Source organism: Clostridium cavendishii DSM 21758, assembly GCF_900141845.1.
GTDB classification, from domain to species: domain Bacteria; phylum Bacillota; class Clostridia; order Clostridiales; family Clostridiaceae; genus Clostridium_AG; species Clostridium_AG cavendishii.
Map to the genome: position 1 here is coordinate 188,601 of NZ_FQZB01000005.1, position 20,079 is coordinate 208,679.

Consider the following 20,079-nt stretch of genomic DNA (forward strand, 5'->3'; position numbering starts at 1 on the left):
TTTATGAGTATTATTGAAAAGGCAGAAAAAACTGCTAAAAAGGTTGTTGTTGGAGCTGTATGTGACATACTAGAAAAAAATCCAGAAGATAATATAGGAAAGATATTTACACTTGTAAAAAAGCTTTCAACAGATGAAGCTTCTATGAAATCTATAGAAGATATAGAAAGTGATTACAATCAGGTGCCCTCAACTAAGGAATATATAGATAGAATATTAAAAGATACTAATAAAAATTGTTTGAAAAAATTTTTTCAGAATTTCTTAGCTGATGCAGTATGGACTGGAATACCTCAAAGAGAAAAATGGATGAAAAAAGAAGATACCAAGATTCCGTTTGTTCTACTTATAAGTCCATCCATGAAATGCAATTTAAGGTGTACTGGTTGTTATGCAGCAGCTTATGATAAAGGCGATGGCCTTTCATATGAGGAAGTAGATAAAATAGTCTCAGAAGCTAGAACATTAGGTATACATTTTATTATAATATTAGGTGGAGAACCTTTCTTTGTAGATTTTATGTATAAGATATACGAAAAATATAGTGATATAGAATTCATGCCTTTTACTAATGGTACTTTATTTAATGAAGAAGTATCAGAAAAATTAGTTAAGTTAGGAAACGTAATGCCTATGTTTTCTTTAGAAGGCTTCGAAGAGGAAACAGATGGTAGAAGGGGCAAGGGAACATTTAATAAAGTAATGAATGGAATGGATTTATTGAAGAATAAGGGAATACCATTTGGAGTTTCTTCAGCTACCACAAGATTTAACATGGATACCGTAACTTCAAAGAAATTTATTAATATGTTAATTGAAAAAGGATCGAAAATGAGTTGGTACTTTATGTATATGCCTGTTGGAGATACTCCTAATATAGACCTAATGCTTACACCAGAACAAAGAATAGAATTAGGAAGAAGAAATAGAAATATAAGAGAGACTATGCCTTATTTTACAATAGACTTCTTCAATGATGCTCCTTATGTAGGTGGATGTATAGCTGGTAAATACTATTGTCATATAAACTCTAAAGGTGATGTTGAACCTTGTATATTTGCACATATAGCAGTTGATAATGCTAAAGATAAATCACTAATAGATATATTTAGAGGAACTATGTTTAAGGAGCTTAGAAAAAGACAACCTTATAACAAAAATATGTTAAGACCTTGTATGATGATTGATAATCCTCATGTTATAAGAGAAGTAGCTAAAGTTTCAAATGCTCATCCAACAGACATAAGTGCAAAGGCTATGTTAGATAATCCGGAATTTCAGAAGAAGCTTGAAAAGTATTCAGAGGATTTTAAACCTTATGCAGATGAAGCATGGAAAAATGATTTTAATTCGCAGGGGAATGATGAATTTAGTAAAGGTTAAAATGAAAATCTACTATATTCTAAATTTTTAAGTTTAGAATATAGTAGATTTTTTATTAATATTTTAAATTTTTATGATTTTAAAGCTTTTAGAAACTTTTCTAGGTCAGCGTCATCAATACTCATATCGCCAATATCACCATGTTTTTCATCATTTTCATTAATACCATGAAAATCTGATCCACAAGTTATAAGCATATTATTTTTACGAGCATGACTTAAAAAAAATTCGGTTTCACGTTTAAAGTTTTGAAAATAAACTGCTTCTATACCATCGAAAGGAAAGGCTAAAACTTCACTTATAGGACATTTCTTTATAAGTTTTGGATGAGCTAGTATCGTTAAAGCATTATATTTTTTTAATAATGTAATGCCTTCTTCTACAGAAATCTTTTGGTTTGGAACATAGGCTGGACTATCATTGCCTATAAATTTTTCAAAAATATATTCCCATGGGTAGTCATAGCCAGCTTCTAAAATACTTTCTGCTATATGTGGTCTAGCTACAACACCATTTCCTTTTTTTAATACTTCGTTATGATTTATATGTATGTTAAAATGTTTTTTTAGATTGTCTACTATTTTTTTAGCTCTAGCTATCCTAGAAGCTTTAAGTTCATTAAGAAATTTTTGAAGCTCAGGATTTTTGTAATTATTATCTTTAAAATAACCAAGTACATGTACAGTACTTCCTTTATGTTCGCAGCTAAGTTCTATACCTGGTATAAATTCTATATTAAATTCTTTAGCAGCATCACTAGCTTCATCTAATCCTAAAGTTATGTCATGATCAGTTAATGCCAAAATCGAAACATCATTTTTGTGAGCCCTTTTAACCACATCATAAGGTGTAAGTTTACCATCAGATGCATTTGAGTGACAGTGAAATTCAGCTTTTATGGGCATACTAAAACTCCTTCCTTTACTTGATTTTAAACTTAGGGTTCAAATTTTTGAGCTTTTTGTTATAATTATTGTAACATAATAAATTAATATAAATAAGATAAAATTTAATCTTATTTATAGAAAAGAGGAAAAATGTTTTTAATGATAGATAATTATGACTCTTTTGTATATAATCTCGTAAGATATTTTGAGGAATTAGGTGAAGAGGTCTTAGTTTTTAGAAATGATGCGATTAATATAGAAAGAATAGAAGAACTTAATATAGATGGTATAATTTTATCACCAGGGCCTAAATCACCTGAAGATGCGAAGTTATGCTTAGACATAATAGATAAATTTAAAGGAAGAATACCAATTTTAGGGGTATGTCTTGGTCATCAATGTATAGGATATTATTTCGGTCTAGATGTGAAAAGAGCTAATTATCCTATGCATGGTAAAATATCCGTTATAGAACATAATAATACAGGTTTATTTAAAGGAATTAAAAATCCATTAAGGGTTACAAGGTATCATTCTTTAGTAGTTGAAATGCCTACGGAAGAAAGTTGCCTTTTATTAAATAGTAAAAGTGATGATGATGCAGTGATGGGGATTTCACATAAGGAGTATAAAATATATGGAGTTCAATTTCATCCAGAAGCAGAACTTACAGAAGAGGGACATAAGATTATAAAAAATTTTATAGATATAGCAAAGGAGAGAAAATGACACCTATAGTTAAAGAAATAGATTTTAGGTTTAATGCTTTTGAGGCTTATAGTCTATTTAAAGAGGAAGAAGATAGTATATTTTTAGATAGTTCTAAGGAAGACTCAGAATTTTCTAGATTTTCATTTATTGGTATAAATAAGTTTAAAACTTTTAGAGCATATGGAAATAATATAGAAATAGATAATCATAAATTTAAGGGAGATATTTTTTATGAATTAGAAAAACTTATAATTGAATATAAGTTTAATTATGAAAGTGATTTACCTTTAGTTTCAGGTTGTATAGGATACTTTTCTTATGATGCAGCAAGAACATTAGAGAGTATACCTGATACAACAGAGTATGATTTTAATATCCCTGATGCCTATTTTAATTTTTATGATAATATAATTATTTTTGATTTACTTAATAAGAAAACGTACATAACTGCTTTAGGGATATTAGAGGATAAAAAATCTAGTATATCTAGAATAGAAAATAAACTTAAAGAGTGCCAAGCTAGAGAGATAAAAGAAGTTATACCTAAGAAGACTAATTTTAAATCTAATTTTACTAGAGAGGAATATATAAATACTGTAAAGGCGCTTAAAGAATATATAAAGAGTGGTGATGTCTATATTGCAAATTTGACACAAAGATTTTATTGTGATTCATTAAATGATAGTTTTAATATATATGAGAGCTTAAGAAGTATAAATAAGGCCCCATTTTCAGCATATATGAAATTAGATGGATTCGAAGTAATAAGTTCGTCTCCAGAAAGGTTTGTAAAAATATATGATAGAAAGGTGGAGACTAGACCTATAAAAGGCACTAGACCTAGAGGGAGTACTCCGCATGAAGATATAAGAAATAAAGAAGAATTAGAAAATAGTGAGAAGGATAAGTCAGAGTTACTTATGATTGTGGATTTAGAAAGAAACGATTTAAGTAAGGTTTGTAAAAATAATACTATAAAAGTTACAGATTTATTTAAGTTAGAAACTTATGCAACAGTTTTTCATTTAGTTTCAACAATTACAGGTATGCTTAAAGATGATGTTACAAGCGTTAAGTGTATTAGAGAATGTTTTCCAGGAGGTTCCATAACTGGAGCACCTAAGATAAGAGCTATGGAGATAATAGAAGAATTAGAAGGTCTTAAAAGAAATCTTTATACAGGTTCAATAGGATATTTTGATTTCAGAGGTAATAGTGATTTTAACATTGTTATTAGAACTATAGTAAAAAAGGATAATAAGGCATATTTTGGTGTTGGTGGAGGTATAACGATAGATTCAATAGAGGAAGATGAATATGAGGAAACATTAGATAAAGCTAAAGCATTGATGAAAGTTTTATAAAAATCAAAATTTACAAATTAATTATGTGTTAAAGCTAATAAAAAAATATATAATAATTATAATAAAAATATTTAAAATGACATTGAAAGGAGGCTTGCTTTTATGTTTATAATAAACGGTAAAGAAGATAAGGCTTTGAATCTGGACTCTGGTTATTTTTTTGGACGTGCTATCTTTGAAACTTTATTAGTTAAAGATAAGCCATTATTTTTAGAAGATCATATAAAGAGGTTAAATGATTCAAGTAAAATTTTAAAAATAAAAAAAGTTATTAATGAAAATGAGATAATAGAATTAATTAATAAATTTAGCATTAAAAACACAGTTCTTAAAATAGTTCTTAGTGAAGAAAATTTAATTTTAGCAACTAGAGATTTTTGTTATAATAAAGAGATTTATGATAAGGGCTTTAATTTATGTATTAGTAATGTTATTAGAAATAGTACTTCTAGACTTACATACATAAAGTCTACAAATTATATTGAAAATATTTTGGAGCGAGAAGAGGCAGTCCAAAATGGGTTTCAGGAAGTTTTGTTTTTAAATGAAAAGGGGAACTTAACTGAAGGAAGTTTTACTAATGTATTTTTTATAAAAAATAAAGAAATTTTTACTCCATCTAAACAGGAAGGATTATTAGATGGTATAATGAGACAGTGGATACTAAATAATTATAATGTAAAAGTAGGAAGTTATAGTATGAATGATATATATGAAGCAGATGAAGTATTTTTAACAAATTCAGTATTTGGAATAATGAAGGTTAAAAGTGTAAATTTTAAAGATGAAGTTAAGAATTTTAAATATAAAAATATACTTAAAATACAAAATGATTATTTTAGATATATAGATACAAAATATTAAAAGAACAGGAGGAGAAATGATGGATAAACAAAAAATAAAAGAAGCAGTAAAAATGATTATAGAGGCTGTTGGGGATGATCCAAATAGAGAAGGGCTGTTGGAGACACCGGACAGAATAGCAAGAATGTATGAAGAAATATTTTCAGGAATTTCGCAGACAGCTGAAACGTATTTAACTAAGAATTTTTCAGTAGAAGGCGAAGATATAGTATTAGAAAAGGATATAACTTTTTATTCTATGTGTGAACATCATTTTTTACCTTTTTATGGTAAAGTGCATATAGCTTATATTCCAAATGGTAAAGTAGCTGGGCTTTCAAAACTTGCTAGATGTGTAGATGTATATTCTAAAAAGCCTCAGTTACAAGAAAGATTAACTTATGAAATAGCAGATGCCATAATGGAATATTTGGATGCTAAAGGTTCTATGGTTATAATTGAAGCTGAACATATGTGTATGACTATGAGAGGTGTAAGAAAACCTGGGACTAAGACCATAACATCAAGTTATAGAGGCGTTTTTAAAGAAGATTCTAGTCTTAAAAATGAAGTGTATAAAATGTTATCTATGTAATTTAAGACTTATAAGGAGGGATGTAGTTGCATAGAATTAATCTTTTATTGGAAAATGTTAAGTATAAAGAATTTTTGTGTAAATTGGAAAAATTAGAAGAAGGTAGAATATTCTGCAATCATAATCTTCAGCATTTTTTAGATGTATCTAGAATAGCTTATATACTTTGTTTAGAAAATAAATTATCTGTAAATAAAGAAATAATTTATGCATTTGGTCTCTTACATGACATAGGAAGAGTTTTAGAATATGAAGAAGGTATACCACATGATAAAGCCTCTAAGGATATAGCCGAGGAGCTTTTGACAGAAGCTGACTTTAATAAAGAGGAAATTCAGATTATTAGTCAAGCCATATTGAGCCATAGATTAGAAAAAACAACTGGACTTAATAATATATTTTTAATGGCAGACAAGTTATCAAGGGCTTGCTTTAATTGTAAAGCAGAGAAACTTTGTAAGTGGAAAGATGAAAAGAAAAATCTTTACATAAAAATTTAAGAGAGAAGTGATTATTATGAAAATAGGAAACACAGAATTTAACATAGGTGAAAGGACTTATGTTATGGGAATATTGAATGTAACTCCAGATTCTTTTTCAGATGGCGGTAAGTTTAATGTGTTAGACAAAGCAATGGAACATGCTTTTCAGATGATAAATGAAGGTGTAGATATAATAGATATAGGTGGAGAATCTACAAGGCCTAATCATACAAAGGTATTAGAGGATGAAGAAATAAAAAGAGTAGTTCCTATAATAAAAGCCTTAAGGGAAAAGTCAGATATTCCAATATCAATAGATACTTACAAAGGAAAAGTTGCAGAAGAAGCTATTCTAGTAGGAGCGAATCTTATAAATGATGTGTGGGGATTTAAGAAGGACACTTATATGGCAAAGGTCGCTGCAAAATATGGAGTTCAATGTTGCCTTATGCATAATAGAGATAATACAGATTATGATGATATAATAGAAGACATGAAAAAAGATTTAGAGGAAAGTATAAAAATAGCTTTAGATGCTGGTGTTAAAAAAGAAAATATAATTTTAGATCCAGGAATAGGTTTTGCCAAAACATATGAACAAAATTTAGAAGTTCTAAATAGACTAGAAGAATTAAATAGTTTAGGATATCCAATATTACTTGGAACTTCAAGAAAATCTGTTATAGGTCTTACTTTAAATTTAGATGCTAGTGAAAGGTTAGAAGGAACCTTAGCTACTACGACCCTTGGAATTATGAAGGGGTGTGACTTCGTAAGAATACATGATGTACTTCAAAACAAGAGAGTTTGTGTTATGACAGATGCTATGGTTAGAAGATAAAAAAATAATTTTATAAAAAGTTTTAATTTAGAAGGGGAAAATCATGAATAAAATAATAATAAAAGATTTAGAAGCTTTTGCTCATCATGGAGTCTTTAAGGAGGAAAAAACTTTAGGTCAGAAGTTTTTAATTTGTTTAGAGTTAGAACTAGACACAAGGGCAGCAGCGAAATCTTGTGATTTACAAAAATCAGTCCATTATGGAGAACTTTCTCATAGAGTACTTGAAGAATTCGCAAGAGAAAGTTATGATTTACTAGAAACAGTGGCTGAAAATCTAGCTGAATTTATTCTTCTTGAATATAATTTAGTTAAAGCAGTTAAGGTCACTGTAAAAAAACCATGGGCACCTATACTTAGGAGTTTAGATACTGTATCCATTGAGATTTGTAGAAAATGGCATAGAGTATATATATCTTTAGGATCTAACCTTGGAAACAAGGAAGAAAACTTAAATAATGCTTTAAAATTAATGGAAGATTCAAATTATATAAATATTTTAAAGGTTTCAAATTTTATAAAAACAGAACCTTGGGGATATGAAAATCAAGATGAATTTTTAAATGGTGTTTGTGAGATTAAAACTTTATTAAGTCCAAAAGAACTTGTGAAATTTTTACTTAATATAGAGGCAGAATTAAAAAGGGAAAGAACTATAAAGTGGGGACCTAGAACTATAGATTTAGATGTATTACTTTATGATGATATGATAACAGAGGATGAAGAAATCTTAATTCCACATCCAAGAATGCATTTAAGAAGATTTGTTATGGAACCTCTAACAGAAATAGCACCATATGTATTTCATCCTGTATTAAGAAAAAGAAACTATGAAATATTAGAAGCTTTACTAGGTTAAATTATAATATTTATATTTATGGAAGTGAAATTTATTAAGAAAATTTCTGTTTGGTAAAATTAATTGGAATAATTTCAAAAAAGAGTATGATTATATAGAAGTGTATCTAAATCATACTCTTTTTTGATATACATTGGAATTTTATTTATAAATGTTATGATTATTTATCATAGACATATTTACAAAATTGTTCAAGTTTATAAGCGTCAGGCACGGTTTTTAAATCTACAAAATCTTCAGGAAAATTACCATCCCAAGGGAAAACTGAAATTATGTTATTACTATAAATATTAATAACATATTTTTTAGAATTTTGATTTATAAAAAGTTTATACATAGGCTTTTCTTTTAAGTCAGTAGGCTTGTCTATAAAATTATTAGTAGTTAGACTTTTTATAGTACTTTTTAAAATATACTTGTCCTCATCTTTTACAATAACATTCTTATAAAGATTTGTATCTAACATAGTGAAATCATAATTGTTATCTTTAACTGCTTTATATAAAAGTTCAGTATAATACCCTTTGTGTGGTTTATTTTCTAAATTTATATATTTAGGATCAGAGCAACCATATAAAGCTATTGAAAAATTTAAAACTATAAATATTAACAACATGCGTTTTTTCAAATAAATCACCTCTTAAGATTAATTTATGAAATATCTCTTTTGGTTAGAACAAAATTATAAATTTTAGAATATACTACAGAGGATAATAATTATTACGTTGGGACTAGCGATGAAAATAGGAATCGATATAAATAATCAATTTATTAGATTAAATTTAAAATATAGATTAAAGAAGATTAATCATGTTGTAGTAGATTTTTCAGAAATTAATGCAGCATCTTTAGGAGAGCGATTATATAAAAAGTCAATTATGGCAAATCAAATTAAGGTGGACTTATTTATAAATATAACTACAATTGAGAATTTCCAAGATGAATTCATTATTTTTAGTAAGCTTCAGGATCAATTTGTAATAAATATAGAGAAGGAATTAAAAAAATTTTTTAATTCTAAAAAAGTTTCATTAAGAGATGGAGCGTATTTATATATTATAAAAAATATAAAGGCTACAGCATATATTATAAATATACCTAAAAATTTAAATTATGATGAGTCTTTAGGCTTTGCAAATTGTATTTATGATTCAATAATAAAGCAATAATTTATTAAATAAAAATAATTCTATTATTGCAATTTAAAGATAACAGAATTATTTTTTTAATTACATTTTCTATAAAATTTATGTAGTAAAAAAACACACCAAAATTACATTAATTATTTTGGTGTAAGTTAATATAAAAGATATTAGTTGCATTCTGGGCTTTTACAACGACTTATTAAAAAGCCTACTGATGAAAATAGTAGGTTTCTAATTTCAATAATGGCCGGACTATTTTGATCAATATAAATTAAGTCACTTAATATTGTCATAGTTAAGGTTACAAAACCAATAATACTACAAACCGCAATTTGAAATTTCTTATTTCTAAAATTTTCATTAGTTATTATTTGTTCACCAAAAATATATCCAAATATAGAAGATAAAACTGAGCGAACTGCAAGACTAGAAGGTGTAGAAAAATTACTATTAAAGAAAATGGATATTGAGGTGTGTAGTAATGCTATAAAACCTAGACTTGTTAAAACTTTTGTAGCACTACATTGTTTGTTCCATATACTTTTTAATGAAGAAAATATCTTAAGCATATTATCACCTCTACTTATATTATGTTATGTAATAATTTAAAATTTGTGAATATAAAAAGAAAATAAAAAATATAAATATTAGTATGTAATAATTTTAGGGGAGATACTTATGTATATTATAGCTACTATTGGCCCTAAATCTTCAAATGAGGATATGCTTGAGAAGATAATAAAAGGGGGAGCTACTTGTATAAGGCTTAATTTTTCTCATGGAGGATATGGAAGAATTGAGGATACAATAGATTATCTTAGAAGGTATAGTAAAAATACTCTCATAATGGGAGATCTTCAGGGAAATAAAGTTAGGGTTTCTATGCTTTTAACAGAAGCTTTTTATGCTAAAGAAGGTAAGGTTATTTATTTTTGTTCGGAAGATGATTATTATGAGATTAAGTCAAAATGGAAGCTTGATGAAAGATTAGTACCACTAAATATAGGAAGAGATCATATTGTTAATGGAAGTTATAAAAAATTATATATGAAGGACGGTACTATGGAATTTAGTATAATGGCTAGAACACAAAAACTTGTAAAGACCAAAGTTAAAAGTGGAGGAATGATTAGAGCAGAGAAAGGATGCAATTTGCCAGGTATAAATAGAAAAAATTGGGGACTTTCTATTAAGGATAAAGAAGATATAGATTATGCATTAAGTAAAAATATTGATATTTTATGTTATTCTTATTGTTGTTATAAAGAAGAATGTTTGGAGTTCAAGGAATATGTGTTTTCAAAATACAACCTTGGAGTAATAAATAAAATACCAAAGCTTTGGGGAAAAATAGAAACTAAAGAAGGTGTAGAGAATTTAAAGGATATTTTGGAGATTCTGGATGGCATAGTTGTTGGTAGAGGGGATTTGGTTCCAGAAACAAATCTTTATCATATACCAATACTTCAAGATAAGATAGTTTTAACAGCTAAAAACTTTAATAAAGATATAATTATAGCAACTCATGTTTTGGATACTATGAAAGAAGAATTTAAGCCTACTGTAAATGAATTAAATGATATATATATTCTTTTGAAGCATGGGGTTAGTGGTTTTATATTAACAAGTGAAACAACAATAGGTAAAAATCATTTTGCTACTGCCAAAACATTAAAATCGGTAGTTGACTTTTATTCAAAAATAATAAATAAAGGGAAAAATAATAGAACCTAGTGTTATAAAGTGATAATCTAATGTTAAAAATACATAAAAAAGATTAATCTTTAGAAAATACTAGAATAATTATAAATTTAAATAGTCATAATATATAATGTAATAACTTAATTATAACTTGTGTCTAAAAACTAAGGAAGAGTAATCTACCTTAGTTTTTATTTTAAGTTTAGATAATCAAATGATAAATTTGATTATTTGAATTTAGTAACATAGTAATTATTTTAAATATAGTATTAGGTTAAAACAATATAATATGAAAAATATAATAAGCATAGATATAGTTGCAAATATAATTGAGCCATCTAAATTTATTAAAAATTTTTTTATTGATTGAATAAAATCACCTCTTTAGTTGAAATTATTGACAAAAAGAAAATTTTAATTCAATAAACTATTAAAAAATTCAATAGTTCTTAAAAAATAGAATTATATGATTTAATTTCACTTAATGTAAAAAAATTCTTGTTGTTAAAAATAATTTGTGATATATTTATCATGGGTGGTATCTAAAAAATAGAACCGCACCTTAATAAGTTTGAAGAATTTAAGGGCACACTAACAAAGTATAAGGTGGTGATGCTATGAAAATAGGCTTTCTAGGAGCAGGTAAGGTTGGTGTATCCCTAGGAAAGTATTTTAAAATAAAAGGTTTAAATTTAAGTGGTTATTATTCTAGAAAACTTGCATCCAGTCAATTTGGAGCAGGATTTACAGATAGTAAATACTATACTTCATTTCAAAAATTTATAGTTGAAAGTGATATTATATTCATAACTACTACAGATAATGAAGTTGTCAATTGCTATAATAAACTTTCAAACTTTGATTTAAGAGGTAAAATTCTTATAAACACTTCAGGCTCAATTTCTTCAAAAGAATTCTCTAAAGCTAGGGAATTAGGTGCGTACTCCTATTCTTTACATCCAATTTATCCATTCCCAGATAAAGAAACATCATATAAAAATTTAAACCAAGCTGTATTTACATTAGAAGGACAAGCTGAAAAATTAAATATTATTTACGAAATTATAACCTCACTAGGAAATGATGTTGTTATTTTAAATGGTGATAAAACTACATATCATTTAGCTTGCGTTATGGCTTCTAATTTAATGTTAGCTCTAACATCTAAAGCCATAAATTATTTAAAGCTTTTAGGGTTTACTGAAGAGAGCGCCATATCAATTTTAATACCCTTAATAAAGAGTAATTTTCAATCTATTGAACAGGTTGGACTTGTTAATTCTTTAACTGGTCCTGTTTTAAGATATGATAGTTTAACTATAAAGAAGCATTTAGAGGTTATTAATTTAGAGGATGCTCAATTTTATAAGGATCTTTCTTTAGAACTTTTATCTTTAGCTATTAAAAAGAATGGAGAAAATCAAGGTTATGCAGAACTTAAAAGGATTCTAGGAGGAATAAATTTATGAAAAATACGACTGCCAGTTTTGTAGAAATGAAGAGAACAGGAGAAAGAATTTCTATGTTAACTGCATATGATTATTCTACAGCAAGATTAATTGATGAAAGTAATATTAATGGTATTTTAGTTGGAGATTCATTAGGAATGGTATGTTTAGGATATGAAAATACATTATCTGTAACTATGGAAGATATGATTCATCATACAAGGGCTGTAGCTAGAGGAGTTAAAAATGCACTAGTAGTTTCGGATATGCCTTTTATGAGTTATACCAATATAGATGATGCTGTAAAAAATGCAGGACGACTTATAAAAGAAGGGTTTGCTGGAGCTGTAAAGCTAGAGGGTGGAGCTAAAGTCAAGAATCAAGTTAGAGCAATAGTAGATGCTCAAATTCCTGTTATGGGTCATATTGGGTTAACACCACAATCTATAAATGTTTTTGGTGGGTTTAAAGTACAGGGAAAAAGTGAAGAGGCAGCAAGGTCAATAATAGAGGATGCTAAATTACTTCAAGAAGCTGGAGCTTTTGCAATTGTACTTGAATGTATACCAAGTGATCTTGCAAAAATTATATCAAATGAACTTTACATACCAACAATAGGTATAGGTGCTGGACCAGGATGTGATGGCCAAATTTTAGTTTATCAAGATATGATATCAATGTTTTCATCTTTTAAACCAAAATTTGTTAAGGAATATGCAAATGTAGGGTCTATTATGAGAGAATCATTTATGAGTTATGACAAGGAAGTTAAAAATGGTGTATTTCCAGGAGAAAAGCATTGTTTCAAAATAGAAGAAAGCATTATAAATAAATTATATTAGGAGGATTTATGAGAACATTATATACTATAAACCAGATGAAACAAAAAGTTAAAGAGTGGAAAAGACAAGGATTAACTATCGGATTTGTACCTACTATGGGATATTTGCATGAGGGACATGCTTCTTTAATAAGAAAGGCTAGTAGTGAATGTGATAGAGTTGTGGTTTCAACTTTTGTTAATCCTATCCAGTTTGGACCGAATGAAGATTTAGATAAATATCCTAGGGATCAAGAAAGAGATGAGGAAGTCTGTATTAAAAATGGTGCTGATGTAATGTTCTTTCCAAGCGTTTTGGAAATGTATGGTGAAGATAGAAAAACAACAGTTTCAGTTATTGGCTTAACAGCTGGACTTTGTGGAGCTAAAAGACCAGGACATTTTGATGGAGTAACTACAATTTTAACAAAATTGTTCAATATAATAACACCAAAGAAAGCTTATTTTGGAGAAAAAGATATCCAACAGCTTATGGTAGTAAAAAAGATGGTAAAAGATTTAAATATGGATGTAAAAATAATTGGATGTCCTATTGTTAGAGAAGAGGATGGACTTGCAAAGAGTTCTAGAAATAAGTATTTAAATCAAGAAGAGAGGAAAGCCGCATTAGTTTTATCAAAAAGCTTAAATAAGGCAAGAGAATATATAATTAATAATAAAAATAAGGAAATACTAGCCACTGAAGTAAAAGAAATAATAGCAAAAGAAATAAGTACAGAAGATTTAGCAAAAATTGATTATATAGAAATTGTAGATAAAGAAAATATTGCCGAAGTAAATATGATAAAGGATGAAATTTTGGTAGCTATAGCCGTATATATTGGTAAGATAAGGCTAATAGATAATTTTATTTTATAAAATATAAGGGAGAAATACTTATGGAATTAACAATGCTTAAAGGTAAAATACACAGAGTAACAGTCAAAGAAGCTAATATAAATTATGTAGGAAGTATAACAGTAGATAAAGACTTGTTAGATGCATCAGGTATTTTAGAATATGAAATGGTACAAGTAGTTGATATTGATAATGGAGCTAGACTTGAAACTTATACAATACCAGGAGAAAGAGGTTCAGGAATCATAAGTTTAAATGGAGCAGCTGCAAGACTTGTTCAAGTAGGTGATAAGGTTATAATAATGGCTTATGCAAAGATGTCAGAAGAAGAAGCGAAAAAGCATAAACCAAGAGTAGTTTTAGCAGATGAAAATAATAAGGTTTCAAAAATTTTTGACTATGAAAAGCATGGATTTATGTAAAGCTATATTAAAATTAAGTATATAAGATGAATATGTTAATTAGATAACTTGGTTTATAAAATAATATATTAAAAAAGAAAATGAGCAACATCAAGATTATGTTTAACCTAATTTGATACTGCTCATTTTTATATTTTAGATTCAAATTTAAATGGTTTTTATACAGAATATGATAAATACTAAGGGAAACTTAGAAACGTACTCTTAGCATAATCTGAAAATTTAACTATTTTAGATTTTCAGATTGTAATAAATTATCAATGTATTGCTTTGCATCAAGTAAAGAAGCACCAGTATATTCTCTATATCTTTTAATCGCTTTAACTTGATTACCTTCCGAAATAAGAGAATTTAACTCTTCTAACATTTTATCTTTGTTTTCATCAGGTATTCCTAGATGCTCTGTTATTTTTTCAATGTTAGAATTTAAACGATAAATGTCACGTCTTAATTTATTAATATTATCTGACATAATAGTTAGGAATGCTAAAATTAAAATACAACCAACAAATAAATATGACATATCTAACATACCTCCATAAAATATTATTGCTTAATTGTTATTATAGGATTAATTCTCTATAAAATCAATATTGTTACAGCATATCCACATTATAGAATGAGGTTTTAATGTAATTAATAATGCTTAAAGGTAAAATATACAGAATAACAGTAAATGAAGTCAACACAAATTATGTATAAAGTATAATCAGTTGATAAATATATTTTATATGCAGAAAATAAATAGTGGGAATTTTAATTATCTTCTATTGCAATAATATATTTGTATAGATATTCATTTTCTTCTTCATCAAAAATAGTTTCTAATAATTTACCATTATTTTTTTCTATGATTCGCTTTGAGGCTATATTATCTATATTACAAGTTAAAATTATTTCGTTTAAACCTATACTTAGAGCCTTTTCTAAGGCAAGATTCAAAATCATAAAGCCATAACCTCTATTCCTATAATTTGGCGATATATCATAGCCTATATGACCAGCAAATTCATCTTCTTTATGCCTAATTCGTAGTACGCCTACAACTGTATCATCATCAATTAACCAGAAGGTTGAAGTGTTTGTAAGTCCCAAAGGTAAATTCTTTCCTTTAGAATAATTAAGCAAGTCTTGTGAATATTTTTCAAAATTTTCTAATGATTTTTCATATTTGGTAAAATAATGATTATCATTTATTTTTTTATATGCTAAGGTATAATTTTTAAAACTTCTTTGATATTTTTCAGTAGGTTCAACTAAGAATAAATTTTTCGCAAATAATTCCTCCTTAATAAATATTTAACAAGTGTTTTATGTGAAATTATAGCAAATAGATTAATTTAATTCAATAATAATATGAATTTTTAAAGTATATTTTTATATGAAATTTTATAATAAAATAATAAAACTTCCATTAGGGTAAATGTATAATTAAGATTTTATAGGTTTTACGATAACTTTACATTTAAGTGATTAAATGTTATAATTTTAAGGTTTTCTAAAAAACATAAAGGGGTGATAACTTGATAGAAGTTAAAAATCTTACTAAAACATTTAAGGTTTCTAGAAGAGATGCAGGCTTAAAGGAATCTTTTAAATCACTATTTAAAAGAAATTATGAAGTGATTGAAGCATTAAAGGATGTATCCTTTAATATTTCAGAAGGGGAGATGGTTAGCTACATAGGACCTAATGGAGCAGGTAAAAGTACAACTATAAAGATAATGAGTGGTATTTTGAATCCTGATAGTGGAAGTTGTATTATAAATGGAAGAGTACCTTGGAATGATAGAGTAAATCATGTTAAAGATATTGGAGTAGTCTTTGGACAAAGATCTCAACTTTGGTGGGATGTACCCGTTGTAGATTCTTTTGAGGTAATAAAAGAAATTTACAAGATTGACCCTTTAGAATATAAGAAAAATATAAGCAATCTTTCAGAGTTATTGAATATAAAAGATATTATAAAAATACCAACAAGACAATTAAGCTTAGGTCAAAGAATGCGCTGCGAGATAGCAGCATCACTTATCCATAGTCCTAAGTTATTATTCTTAGATGAACCTACCATAGGCTTAGACGCCGTATCTAAAATAGCAGTTAGAGATTTTATTAAGAAAATTAATAAAGAAAAGAAAACTACAGTAATTTTAACCACACATGATACCCAAGACATAGAAAATCTTACTAAGAGAATTATTCTAATAGGAAAGGGCAAGGTTCTTTTAGATGGAGATTTGGATATTTTAAAGAGTAAATATGGTAAAGAGCCTAACATGGAAGCAACCGCAGAAGATGTAGTTATTTCACTTTATAAGGAGTTTAATATATGAGGGCATATATAAGCTTTTTTAGGATTAGATTTATAAATGGATTACAATATAGGGTAGCTGCTTATGCTGGTGTAGCTACACAATTTGCTTGGGGATTTATGTATATAATGTTATATCGTGCTTTTTATGAAAGTAATCCTTCTAAAATGCCCATGAGTTTAAATGAGATTTCGAATTATATATGGTTACAACAAAGTTTACTTATGCTATTTATGACCTGGTTTTTAGATAATGAAATTTTTGAACTTATAAGAAGTGGAAATGTAGCGTATGAGCTTTGTAGACCACTAGATATTTATAAAATGTGGTTTGCAAAAAACTGTGCTACTAGACTATCTAAAGCAATTCTTAGATGCTTCCCAATAATTTTAATAGCATTCTTCTTACCTAATGGGTACAATTTTACAATACCTAAATCGTCTAAAGATTTCACATTATTTATTGTAGCAACAATTTTAGGCTTTTTATTGGTAGTTGCCTACTGTATGTTAATCTATATATTTACCTTTTATACAGTATCAGAAGTAGGAATTCGTATGATTATGGTTATGCTTGCTGATTTTTTGTCAGGAGGTTTAGTACCACTACCGCTTTTACCTGATTGGATAACTAAATATATCTATTACTCTCCATTTGGAGTTATGCAAAACCTTCCTTTTAGACTTTATAGTGGAGGTATTAGTGTACATGATGGATTAAATGGAATAGTGTTACAAGTATTTTGGATTATAGTATTGGTGATGTTTGGAAAATTACTTGTAAATAAAGCTATTAAAAAAGTAGTAGTTCAAGGAGGTTAGAAGTATGAAATTATATTTAAAATATTTTTCTATTCATTTAAAATCAGCTATGCAATATAAAACCTCTTTTTTCTTAAATAGTTTAGGGCAAGCATTAACAAGTTTATTTTCATTTATATGTATGTATTTTTTATTTGATAGATTTAATAATATAAAAGGTTATACATTTAATGAGGTTTTATTGTGCTTTAGTACTATATTAATGGCATTTTCTTTAGCAGAGTGCTTTGGAAGAGGTTTTGATAATTTTTCTAGCATAATATCAAATGGTGAGTTTGATAGAATAATGGTAAGACCAAGAAGTGAAATACTTCAAGTAATAGGGGCAAGAATAGAATTTTCAAGAGTTGGAAGACTAATTCAAGCTATAATAGTGCTTATCTATGCAGTTATAAGCTGTGAAGTTAAGTGGACTTTCTTAAGAATAGTTACACTAATTTTTATGATACTAGGGGGAATGGGATTATTTTTTGGACTTTTTATGATATATGGGGCACTAAGTTTTTTCACTATTGAAGGTTTGGAATTTATGAATATATTTACAGATGGTGGAAGAGAATTAGCACAGTATCCATTAGATATATACAAGAAGTGGATACTTAACTTTTTCACTTATATTGTACCACTAGCTTTAGTAAACTACTATCCTCTTATGTATATCTTAGGTAGAGTAGATGAAACAGCGTATTTATATATGTTATCTCCACTAGCAATCATTTTATTTTTAATAATTTGTAATTTTATTTGGAAAATAGGAGTGGCACATTATAAATCTACAGGTTCTTAGAAATATTTTATAATTATATAAATATTTGATAGTATTAATTAAAATATATAAGTTCTAATTAACCTTCTACATTCAAACTATTCTAAAATATAGATAATTCTAAATGTTATAGATGTAGATTATTTATTAAAACACATATAATTTCTCTTCTTTTTGTAGAGAAAAAATTTCAACATAAAGAATGCTACCCAATTATTTATGACAGTTGTAAGTGATTTGAAATTTAAAGATGGTATTAGATATACATCAATGAATTATATATTATATCTATAATAAAAGGAACTGTACCAAAAATTAGTTTTGATACAGTTCTCCTATATAATATTATATAATTATTTAGACATAAACATATTTTTAACTTGATCAACGTCTTTATCTCCACGTCCTGAAAGATTAACTACTATAATTTTATCTTTAGGTAAATCTTTAGCAAGTTTCATAGCATATGCTACAGCATGAGAACTTTCAAGAGCTGGTATGATTCCTTCGATTTTACTTAATTTCATGAAAGCATCTAAAGCTTCGTCATCTGTAACAGGTACATAGTTAGCACGTCCTGTAGAATGGTAATAGCTGTGTTCTGGGCCAACACCAGGATAATCAAGACCAGCAGCTACAGAGTAAACAGGGAAATTTTCCTTAAGAGTGTAACATTTAAATCCATGAATAATACCAACATCTCCTTTGGAAATACTAGCTGCATGGGACAAGGTATCAATTCCTTTTCCAGCTGGCTCAACACCTATAATATTAACTTCCTTGCAATCATAGAAAGGATGGAATAGTCCTATTGCATTACTACCGCCACCTACACAAGCTACTAAATAATCAGGAAGTCTACTTTCTTTTTGTAGAATTTGCTTTTTAACTTCTATGCCAATAATACTTTGAAATTCACGAACCATAGTAGGATATGGGTGAGGACCTACAGCAGAACCTAACAAATAAAAGGAATCTTCATAATTTATAGAATAATCATTTAAAGCCTCATCAACAGCATCTTTTAAGGTTCCTAGACCACTTGTAACAGGAATAACTTTGGCACCTAATAATTCCATTCTAAAAACATTAAGAGCTTGCCTTTTAGTGTCAACTTCCCCCATATAAATAATACATTCAAGTCCAAAAAGAGCACAAACTGTTGCAGTAGCAACACCATGTTGACCAGCTCCAGTTTCAGCAATTATTCTTTTTTTGCCCATTCTTTTTGCAAGTAAAATTTGTCCTATAGTGTTATTTATCTTATGAGCACCAGTATGGTTTAGATCTTCCCTTTTTAAATAAATTTTCGCACCACCTAAAATTTCACTTAAATGTTCTGCATAATAAAGAGGAGTACTACGACCTACATATTCTTTTAAATAATAATTAAGTTCATTTAAAAATTTTTCATCTTCAATGTACTTATAAAAATTAGTCTCAAGTTCTTCTAAAGGTTTAATAAGTTTATCTGGTACAAATCTACCTCCAAATTCTCCGAAATATCCATTTGCATTTTTCATAAAATCCATCTCCCTTAATTTAATATATAAAAAAGCCCTCTATCTAAAAACTAGATAGAGGGCGATTATAAACCGTGGTACCACCTCAATTGAATAGTAAAAACTAATCCACTTTATTCAAGTACAACAAAATACTCTAACCTTTTTAACGTAAGGTATACGGGTTACCTACTACAATTTTCGGCTTCCTCTCATGAGCCCATTCTATAATCCTACTTATATATTAGCTTTCACCAAGCGCTAACTCTCTTTGATACTTTCAGAAAATATACTATTTCTCAATCACTGATTTTAATAT

Annotated in this window: 23 protein-coding genes and 1 other annotated feature; of the genes, 17 read left to right on the top strand and 6 right to left on the bottom strand. The window is 27.7% G+C overall.

Annotated elements, in window-relative coordinates:
* Positions 1 to 3 precede the first annotated feature (3 nt).
* Complete coding sequence (locus BUB01_RS04695; RefSeq protein WP_072985529.1) at positions 4 to 1,383, top strand: radical SAM/SPASM domain-containing protein; 1,380 nt, start codon at positions 4 to 6, stop codon at positions 1,381 to 1,383.
* 71 nt (positions 1,384 to 1,454) lie between these two features.
* Here BUB01_RS04695 and BUB01_RS04700 read toward each other — a convergent pair whose 3' ends face one another.
* The gene (locus tag BUB01_RS04700; RefSeq protein WP_072985530.1) at positions 1,455 to 2,288 is read right to left on the bottom strand and encodes a PHP domain-containing protein; all 834 of its coding nucleotides are present in this window, start codon (positions 2,286 to 2,288) and stop codon (positions 1,455 to 1,457) included.
* A gap of 132 nt (positions 2,289 to 2,420) precedes the next feature.
* On the opposite strand from BUB01_RS04700, the gene BUB01_RS04705 reads away from it, so the two are divergent.
* The 7 genes from BUB01_RS04705 (at position 2,421) to folK (ending at position 7,965) form a co-directional block, all read left to right on the top strand.
* Positions 2,421 to 2,999 (top strand): anthranilate synthase component II, encoded by a 579-nt coding sequence (locus BUB01_RS04705; RefSeq protein ID WP_072985531.1) that lies wholly within the window; start codon positions 2,421 to 2,423, stop codon positions 2,997 to 2,999.
* On the top strand, positions 2,996 to 4,345 hold the full coding sequence (pabB, locus tag BUB01_RS04710) for an aminodeoxychorismate synthase component I (RefSeq protein ID WP_072985532.1): 1,350 nt from the start codon (positions 2,996 to 2,998) through the stop codon (positions 4,343 to 4,345). Before BUB01_RS04705 ends, pabB begins: the two co-directional genes overlap by 4 nt.
* 102 nt (positions 4,346 to 4,447) lie before the next feature.
* The gene (locus BUB01_RS04715) at positions 4,448 to 5,209 is read left to right on the top strand and encodes an aminotransferase class IV (RefSeq protein WP_072985533.1); all 762 of its coding nucleotides are present in this window, start codon (positions 4,448 to 4,450) and stop codon (positions 5,207 to 5,209) included.
* A 19-nt stretch (positions 5,210 to 5,228) separates the two neighbouring features.
* Complete coding sequence (gene folE / locus BUB01_RS04720) at positions 5,229 to 5,783, top strand: GTP cyclohydrolase I FolE (protein WP_072985534.1); 555 nt, start codon at positions 5,229 to 5,231, stop codon at positions 5,781 to 5,783.
* Between the two features lie 26 nt (positions 5,784 to 5,809).
* The gene (locus tag BUB01_RS04725; RefSeq protein ID WP_072985535.1) at positions 5,810 to 6,283 is read left to right on the top strand and encodes an HD domain-containing protein; all 474 of its coding nucleotides are present in this window, start codon (positions 5,810 to 5,812) and stop codon (positions 6,281 to 6,283) included.
* Between the two features lie 16 nt (positions 6,284 to 6,299).
* The gene (folP, locus tag BUB01_RS04730) at positions 6,300 to 7,106 is read left to right on the top strand and encodes a dihydropteroate synthase (protein ID WP_072985536.1); all 807 of its coding nucleotides are present in this window, start codon (positions 6,300 to 6,302) and stop codon (positions 7,104 to 7,106) included.
* Positions 7,107 to 7,149: 43 nt separating this feature from the next.
* Positions 7,150 to 7,965 (top strand): 2-amino-4-hydroxy-6-hydroxymethyldihydropteridine diphosphokinase, encoded by an 816-nt coding sequence (gene folK, locus BUB01_RS04735; protein WP_072985537.1) that lies wholly within the window; start codon positions 7,150 to 7,152, stop codon positions 7,963 to 7,965.
* A gap of 160 nt (positions 7,966 to 8,125) precedes the next feature.
* On the opposite strand, the gene BUB01_RS04740 is transcribed toward folK, so the two are convergent.
* Positions 8,126 to 8,593 carry a DUF4883 family protein gene (locus BUB01_RS04740; RefSeq protein ID WP_084108355.1) on the bottom strand — a complete coding sequence of 156 codons (468 nt, stop codon included), beginning with the start codon at positions 8,591 to 8,593 and terminating at the stop codon, positions 8,126 to 8,128.
* Positions 8,594 to 8,702: 109 nt separating this feature from the next.
* Between BUB01_RS04740 and BUB01_RS04745 the strand changes: the two genes are divergently transcribed.
* Positions 8,703 to 9,134 carry a hypothetical protein gene (locus BUB01_RS04745; protein WP_072985538.1) on the top strand — a complete coding sequence of 144 codons (432 nt, stop codon included), beginning with the start codon at positions 8,703 to 8,705 and terminating at the stop codon, positions 9,132 to 9,134.
* 143 nt (positions 9,135 to 9,277) lie between these two features.
* On the opposite strand, the gene BUB01_RS04750 is transcribed toward BUB01_RS04745, so the two are convergent.
* On the bottom strand, positions 9,278 to 9,679 hold the full coding sequence (locus BUB01_RS04750) for a hypothetical protein (RefSeq protein ID WP_072985539.1): 402 nt from the start codon (positions 9,677 to 9,679) through the stop codon (positions 9,278 to 9,280).
* Between the two features lie 109 nt (positions 9,680 to 9,788).
* On the opposite strand from BUB01_RS04750, the gene BUB01_RS04755 reads away from it, so the two are divergent.
* From BUB01_RS04755 to panD, 5 genes are all read left to right on the top strand, one after another.
* The gene (locus tag BUB01_RS04755; RefSeq protein ID WP_072985540.1) at positions 9,789 to 10,844 is read left to right on the top strand and encodes a pyruvate kinase; all 1,056 of its coding nucleotides are present in this window, start codon (positions 9,789 to 9,791) and stop codon (positions 10,842 to 10,844) included.
* A 584-nt stretch (positions 10,845 to 11,428) separates the two neighbouring features.
* A complete protein-coding gene (locus BUB01_RS04760; protein ID WP_072985541.1) occupies positions 11,429 to 12,280 on the top strand; it encodes a Rossmann-like and DUF2520 domain-containing protein in 852 nt (283 codons plus the stop codon).
* Positions 12,277 to 13,101, top strand: a complete 825-nt coding sequence (gene panB, locus BUB01_RS04765) for a 3-methyl-2-oxobutanoate hydroxymethyltransferase (protein WP_072985542.1) — start codon at positions 12,277 to 12,279, stop codon at positions 13,099 to 13,101. The genes BUB01_RS04760 and panB overlap by 4 nt, the downstream gene beginning before the upstream one ends.
* An 8-nt stretch (positions 13,102 to 13,109) precedes the next feature.
* Positions 13,110 to 13,958: a pantoate--beta-alanine ligase gene (gene panC, locus BUB01_RS04770; protein WP_072985543.1), complete on the top strand. Its 849-nt coding sequence runs from the start codon at positions 13,110 to 13,112 to the stop codon at positions 13,956 to 13,958.
* A gap of 20 nt (positions 13,959 to 13,978) precedes the next feature.
* Positions 13,979 to 14,359 (top strand): aspartate 1-decarboxylase, encoded by a 381-nt coding sequence (gene panD / locus BUB01_RS04775; RefSeq protein ID WP_072985544.1) that lies wholly within the window; start codon positions 13,979 to 13,981, stop codon positions 14,357 to 14,359.
* A 226-nt stretch (positions 14,360 to 14,585) separates the two neighbouring features.
* Here panD and BUB01_RS04780 read toward each other — a convergent pair whose 3' ends face one another.
* Complete coding sequence (locus BUB01_RS04780; protein ID WP_143152453.1) at positions 14,586 to 14,891, bottom strand: 50S ribosomal protein L7/L12; 306 nt, start codon at positions 14,889 to 14,891, stop codon at positions 14,586 to 14,588.
* Between the two features lie 224 nt (positions 14,892 to 15,115).
* Positions 15,116 to 15,658 carry a GNAT family N-acetyltransferase gene (locus BUB01_RS04785; protein ID WP_341422416.1) on the bottom strand — a complete coding sequence of 181 codons (543 nt, stop codon included), beginning with the start codon at positions 15,656 to 15,658 and terminating at the stop codon, positions 15,116 to 15,118.
* 224 nt (positions 15,659 to 15,882) lie between these two features.
* Between BUB01_RS04785 and BUB01_RS04790 the strand changes: the two genes are divergently transcribed.
* Genes BUB01_RS04790 through BUB01_RS04800 form a run of 3 tightly spaced genes read left to right on the top strand, consistent with a single transcriptional unit; the run spans position 15,883 to position 18,279 of the window.
* Positions 15,883 to 16,692, top strand: a complete 810-nt coding sequence (locus tag BUB01_RS04790) for an ABC transporter ATP-binding protein (RefSeq protein ID WP_072985547.1) — start codon at positions 15,883 to 15,885, stop codon at positions 16,690 to 16,692.
* A complete protein-coding gene (locus BUB01_RS04795; RefSeq protein WP_072985548.1) occupies positions 16,689 to 17,492 on the top strand; it encodes an ABC transporter permease in 804 nt (267 codons plus the stop codon). The genes BUB01_RS04790 and BUB01_RS04795 overlap by 4 nt, the downstream gene beginning before the upstream one ends.
* A gap of 4 nt (positions 17,493 to 17,496) precedes the next feature.
* Positions 17,497 to 18,279 (top strand): ABC transporter permease, encoded by a 783-nt coding sequence (locus BUB01_RS04800; protein ID WP_072985549.1) that lies wholly within the window; start codon positions 17,497 to 17,499, stop codon positions 18,277 to 18,279.
* A gap of 332 nt (positions 18,280 to 18,611) precedes the next feature.
* Here BUB01_RS04800 and trpB read toward each other — a convergent pair whose 3' ends face one another.
* Entirely contained in the window at positions 18,612 to 19,781 is a 1,170-nt protein-coding gene (trpB, locus tag BUB01_RS04805) for a tryptophan synthase subunit beta (RefSeq protein WP_200802840.1), read from the bottom strand.
* A gap of 54 nt (positions 19,782 to 19,835) precedes the next feature.
* Positions 19,836 to 20,076 (bottom strand) — a binding site (T-box leader).
* Between the last annotated feature and the right edge of the window lie 3 nt (positions 20,077 to 20,079).

What these genes read in the sequence shown, in the direction of transcription:
- BUB01_RS04695 (WP_072985529.1), top strand. Translation starts at nt 4, where the DNA reads ATGAGTATTATTGAAAAGGCAGAAAAAACTGCTAAAAAGGTTGTTGTT.
- BUB01_RS04700 (WP_072985530.1), bottom strand. Translation starts at nt 2,288, where the DNA reads ATGCCCATAAAAGCTGAATTTCACTGTCACTCAAATGCATCTGATGGT.
- BUB01_RS04705 (WP_072985531.1), top strand. Translation starts at nt 2,421, where the DNA reads ATGTTTTTAATGATAGATAATTATGACTCTTTTGTATATAATCTCGTA.
- pabB (WP_072985532.1), top strand. Translation starts at nt 2,996, where the DNA reads ATGACACCTATAGTTAAAGAAATAGATTTTAGGTTTAATGCTTTTGAG.
- BUB01_RS04715 (WP_072985533.1), top strand. Translation starts at nt 4,448, where the DNA reads ATGTTTATAATAAACGGTAAAGAAGATAAGGCTTTGAATCTGGACTCT.
- folE (WP_072985534.1), top strand. Translation starts at nt 5,229, where the DNA reads ATGGATAAACAAAAAATAAAAGAAGCAGTAAAAATGATTATAGAGGCT.
- folP (WP_072985536.1), top strand. Translation starts at nt 6,300, where the DNA reads ATGAAAATAGGAAACACAGAATTTAACATAGGTGAAAGGACTTATGTT.
- folK (WP_072985537.1), top strand. Translation starts at nt 7,150, where the DNA reads ATGAATAAAATAATAATAAAAGATTTAGAAGCTTTTGCTCATCATGGA.
- BUB01_RS04745 (WP_072985538.1), top strand. Translation starts at nt 8,703, where the DNA reads ATGAAAATAGGAATCGATATAAATAATCAATTTATTAGATTAAATTTA.
- BUB01_RS04750 (WP_072985539.1), bottom strand. Translation starts at nt 9,679, where the DNA reads ATGCTTAAGATATTTTCTTCATTAAAAAGTATATGGAACAAACAATGT.
- BUB01_RS04755 (WP_072985540.1), top strand. Translation starts at nt 9,789, where the DNA reads ATGTATATTATAGCTACTATTGGCCCTAAATCTTCAAATGAGGATATG.
- BUB01_RS04760 (WP_072985541.1), top strand. Translation starts at nt 11,429, where the DNA reads ATGAAAATAGGCTTTCTAGGAGCAGGTAAGGTTGGTGTATCCCTAGGA.
- panB (WP_072985542.1), top strand. Translation starts at nt 12,277, where the DNA reads ATGAAAAATACGACTGCCAGTTTTGTAGAAATGAAGAGAACAGGAGAA.
- panC (WP_072985543.1), top strand. Translation starts at nt 13,110, where the DNA reads ATGAGAACATTATATACTATAAACCAGATGAAACAAAAAGTTAAAGAG.
- panD (WP_072985544.1), top strand. Translation starts at nt 13,979, where the DNA reads ATGGAATTAACAATGCTTAAAGGTAAAATACACAGAGTAACAGTCAAA.
- BUB01_RS04780 (WP_143152453.1), bottom strand. Translation starts at nt 14,891, where the DNA reads ATGTTAGATATGTCATATTTATTTGTTGGTTGTATTTTAATTTTAGCA.
- BUB01_RS04795 (WP_072985548.1), top strand. Translation starts at nt 16,689, where the DNA reads ATGAGGGCATATATAAGCTTTTTTAGGATTAGATTTATAAATGGATTA.
- BUB01_RS04800 (WP_072985549.1), top strand. Translation starts at nt 17,497, where the DNA reads ATGAAATTATATTTAAAATATTTTTCTATTCATTTAAAATCAGCTATG.
- trpB (WP_200802840.1), bottom strand. Translation starts at nt 19,781, where the DNA reads ATGAAAAATGCAAATGGATATTTCGGAGAATTTGGAGGTAGATTTGTA.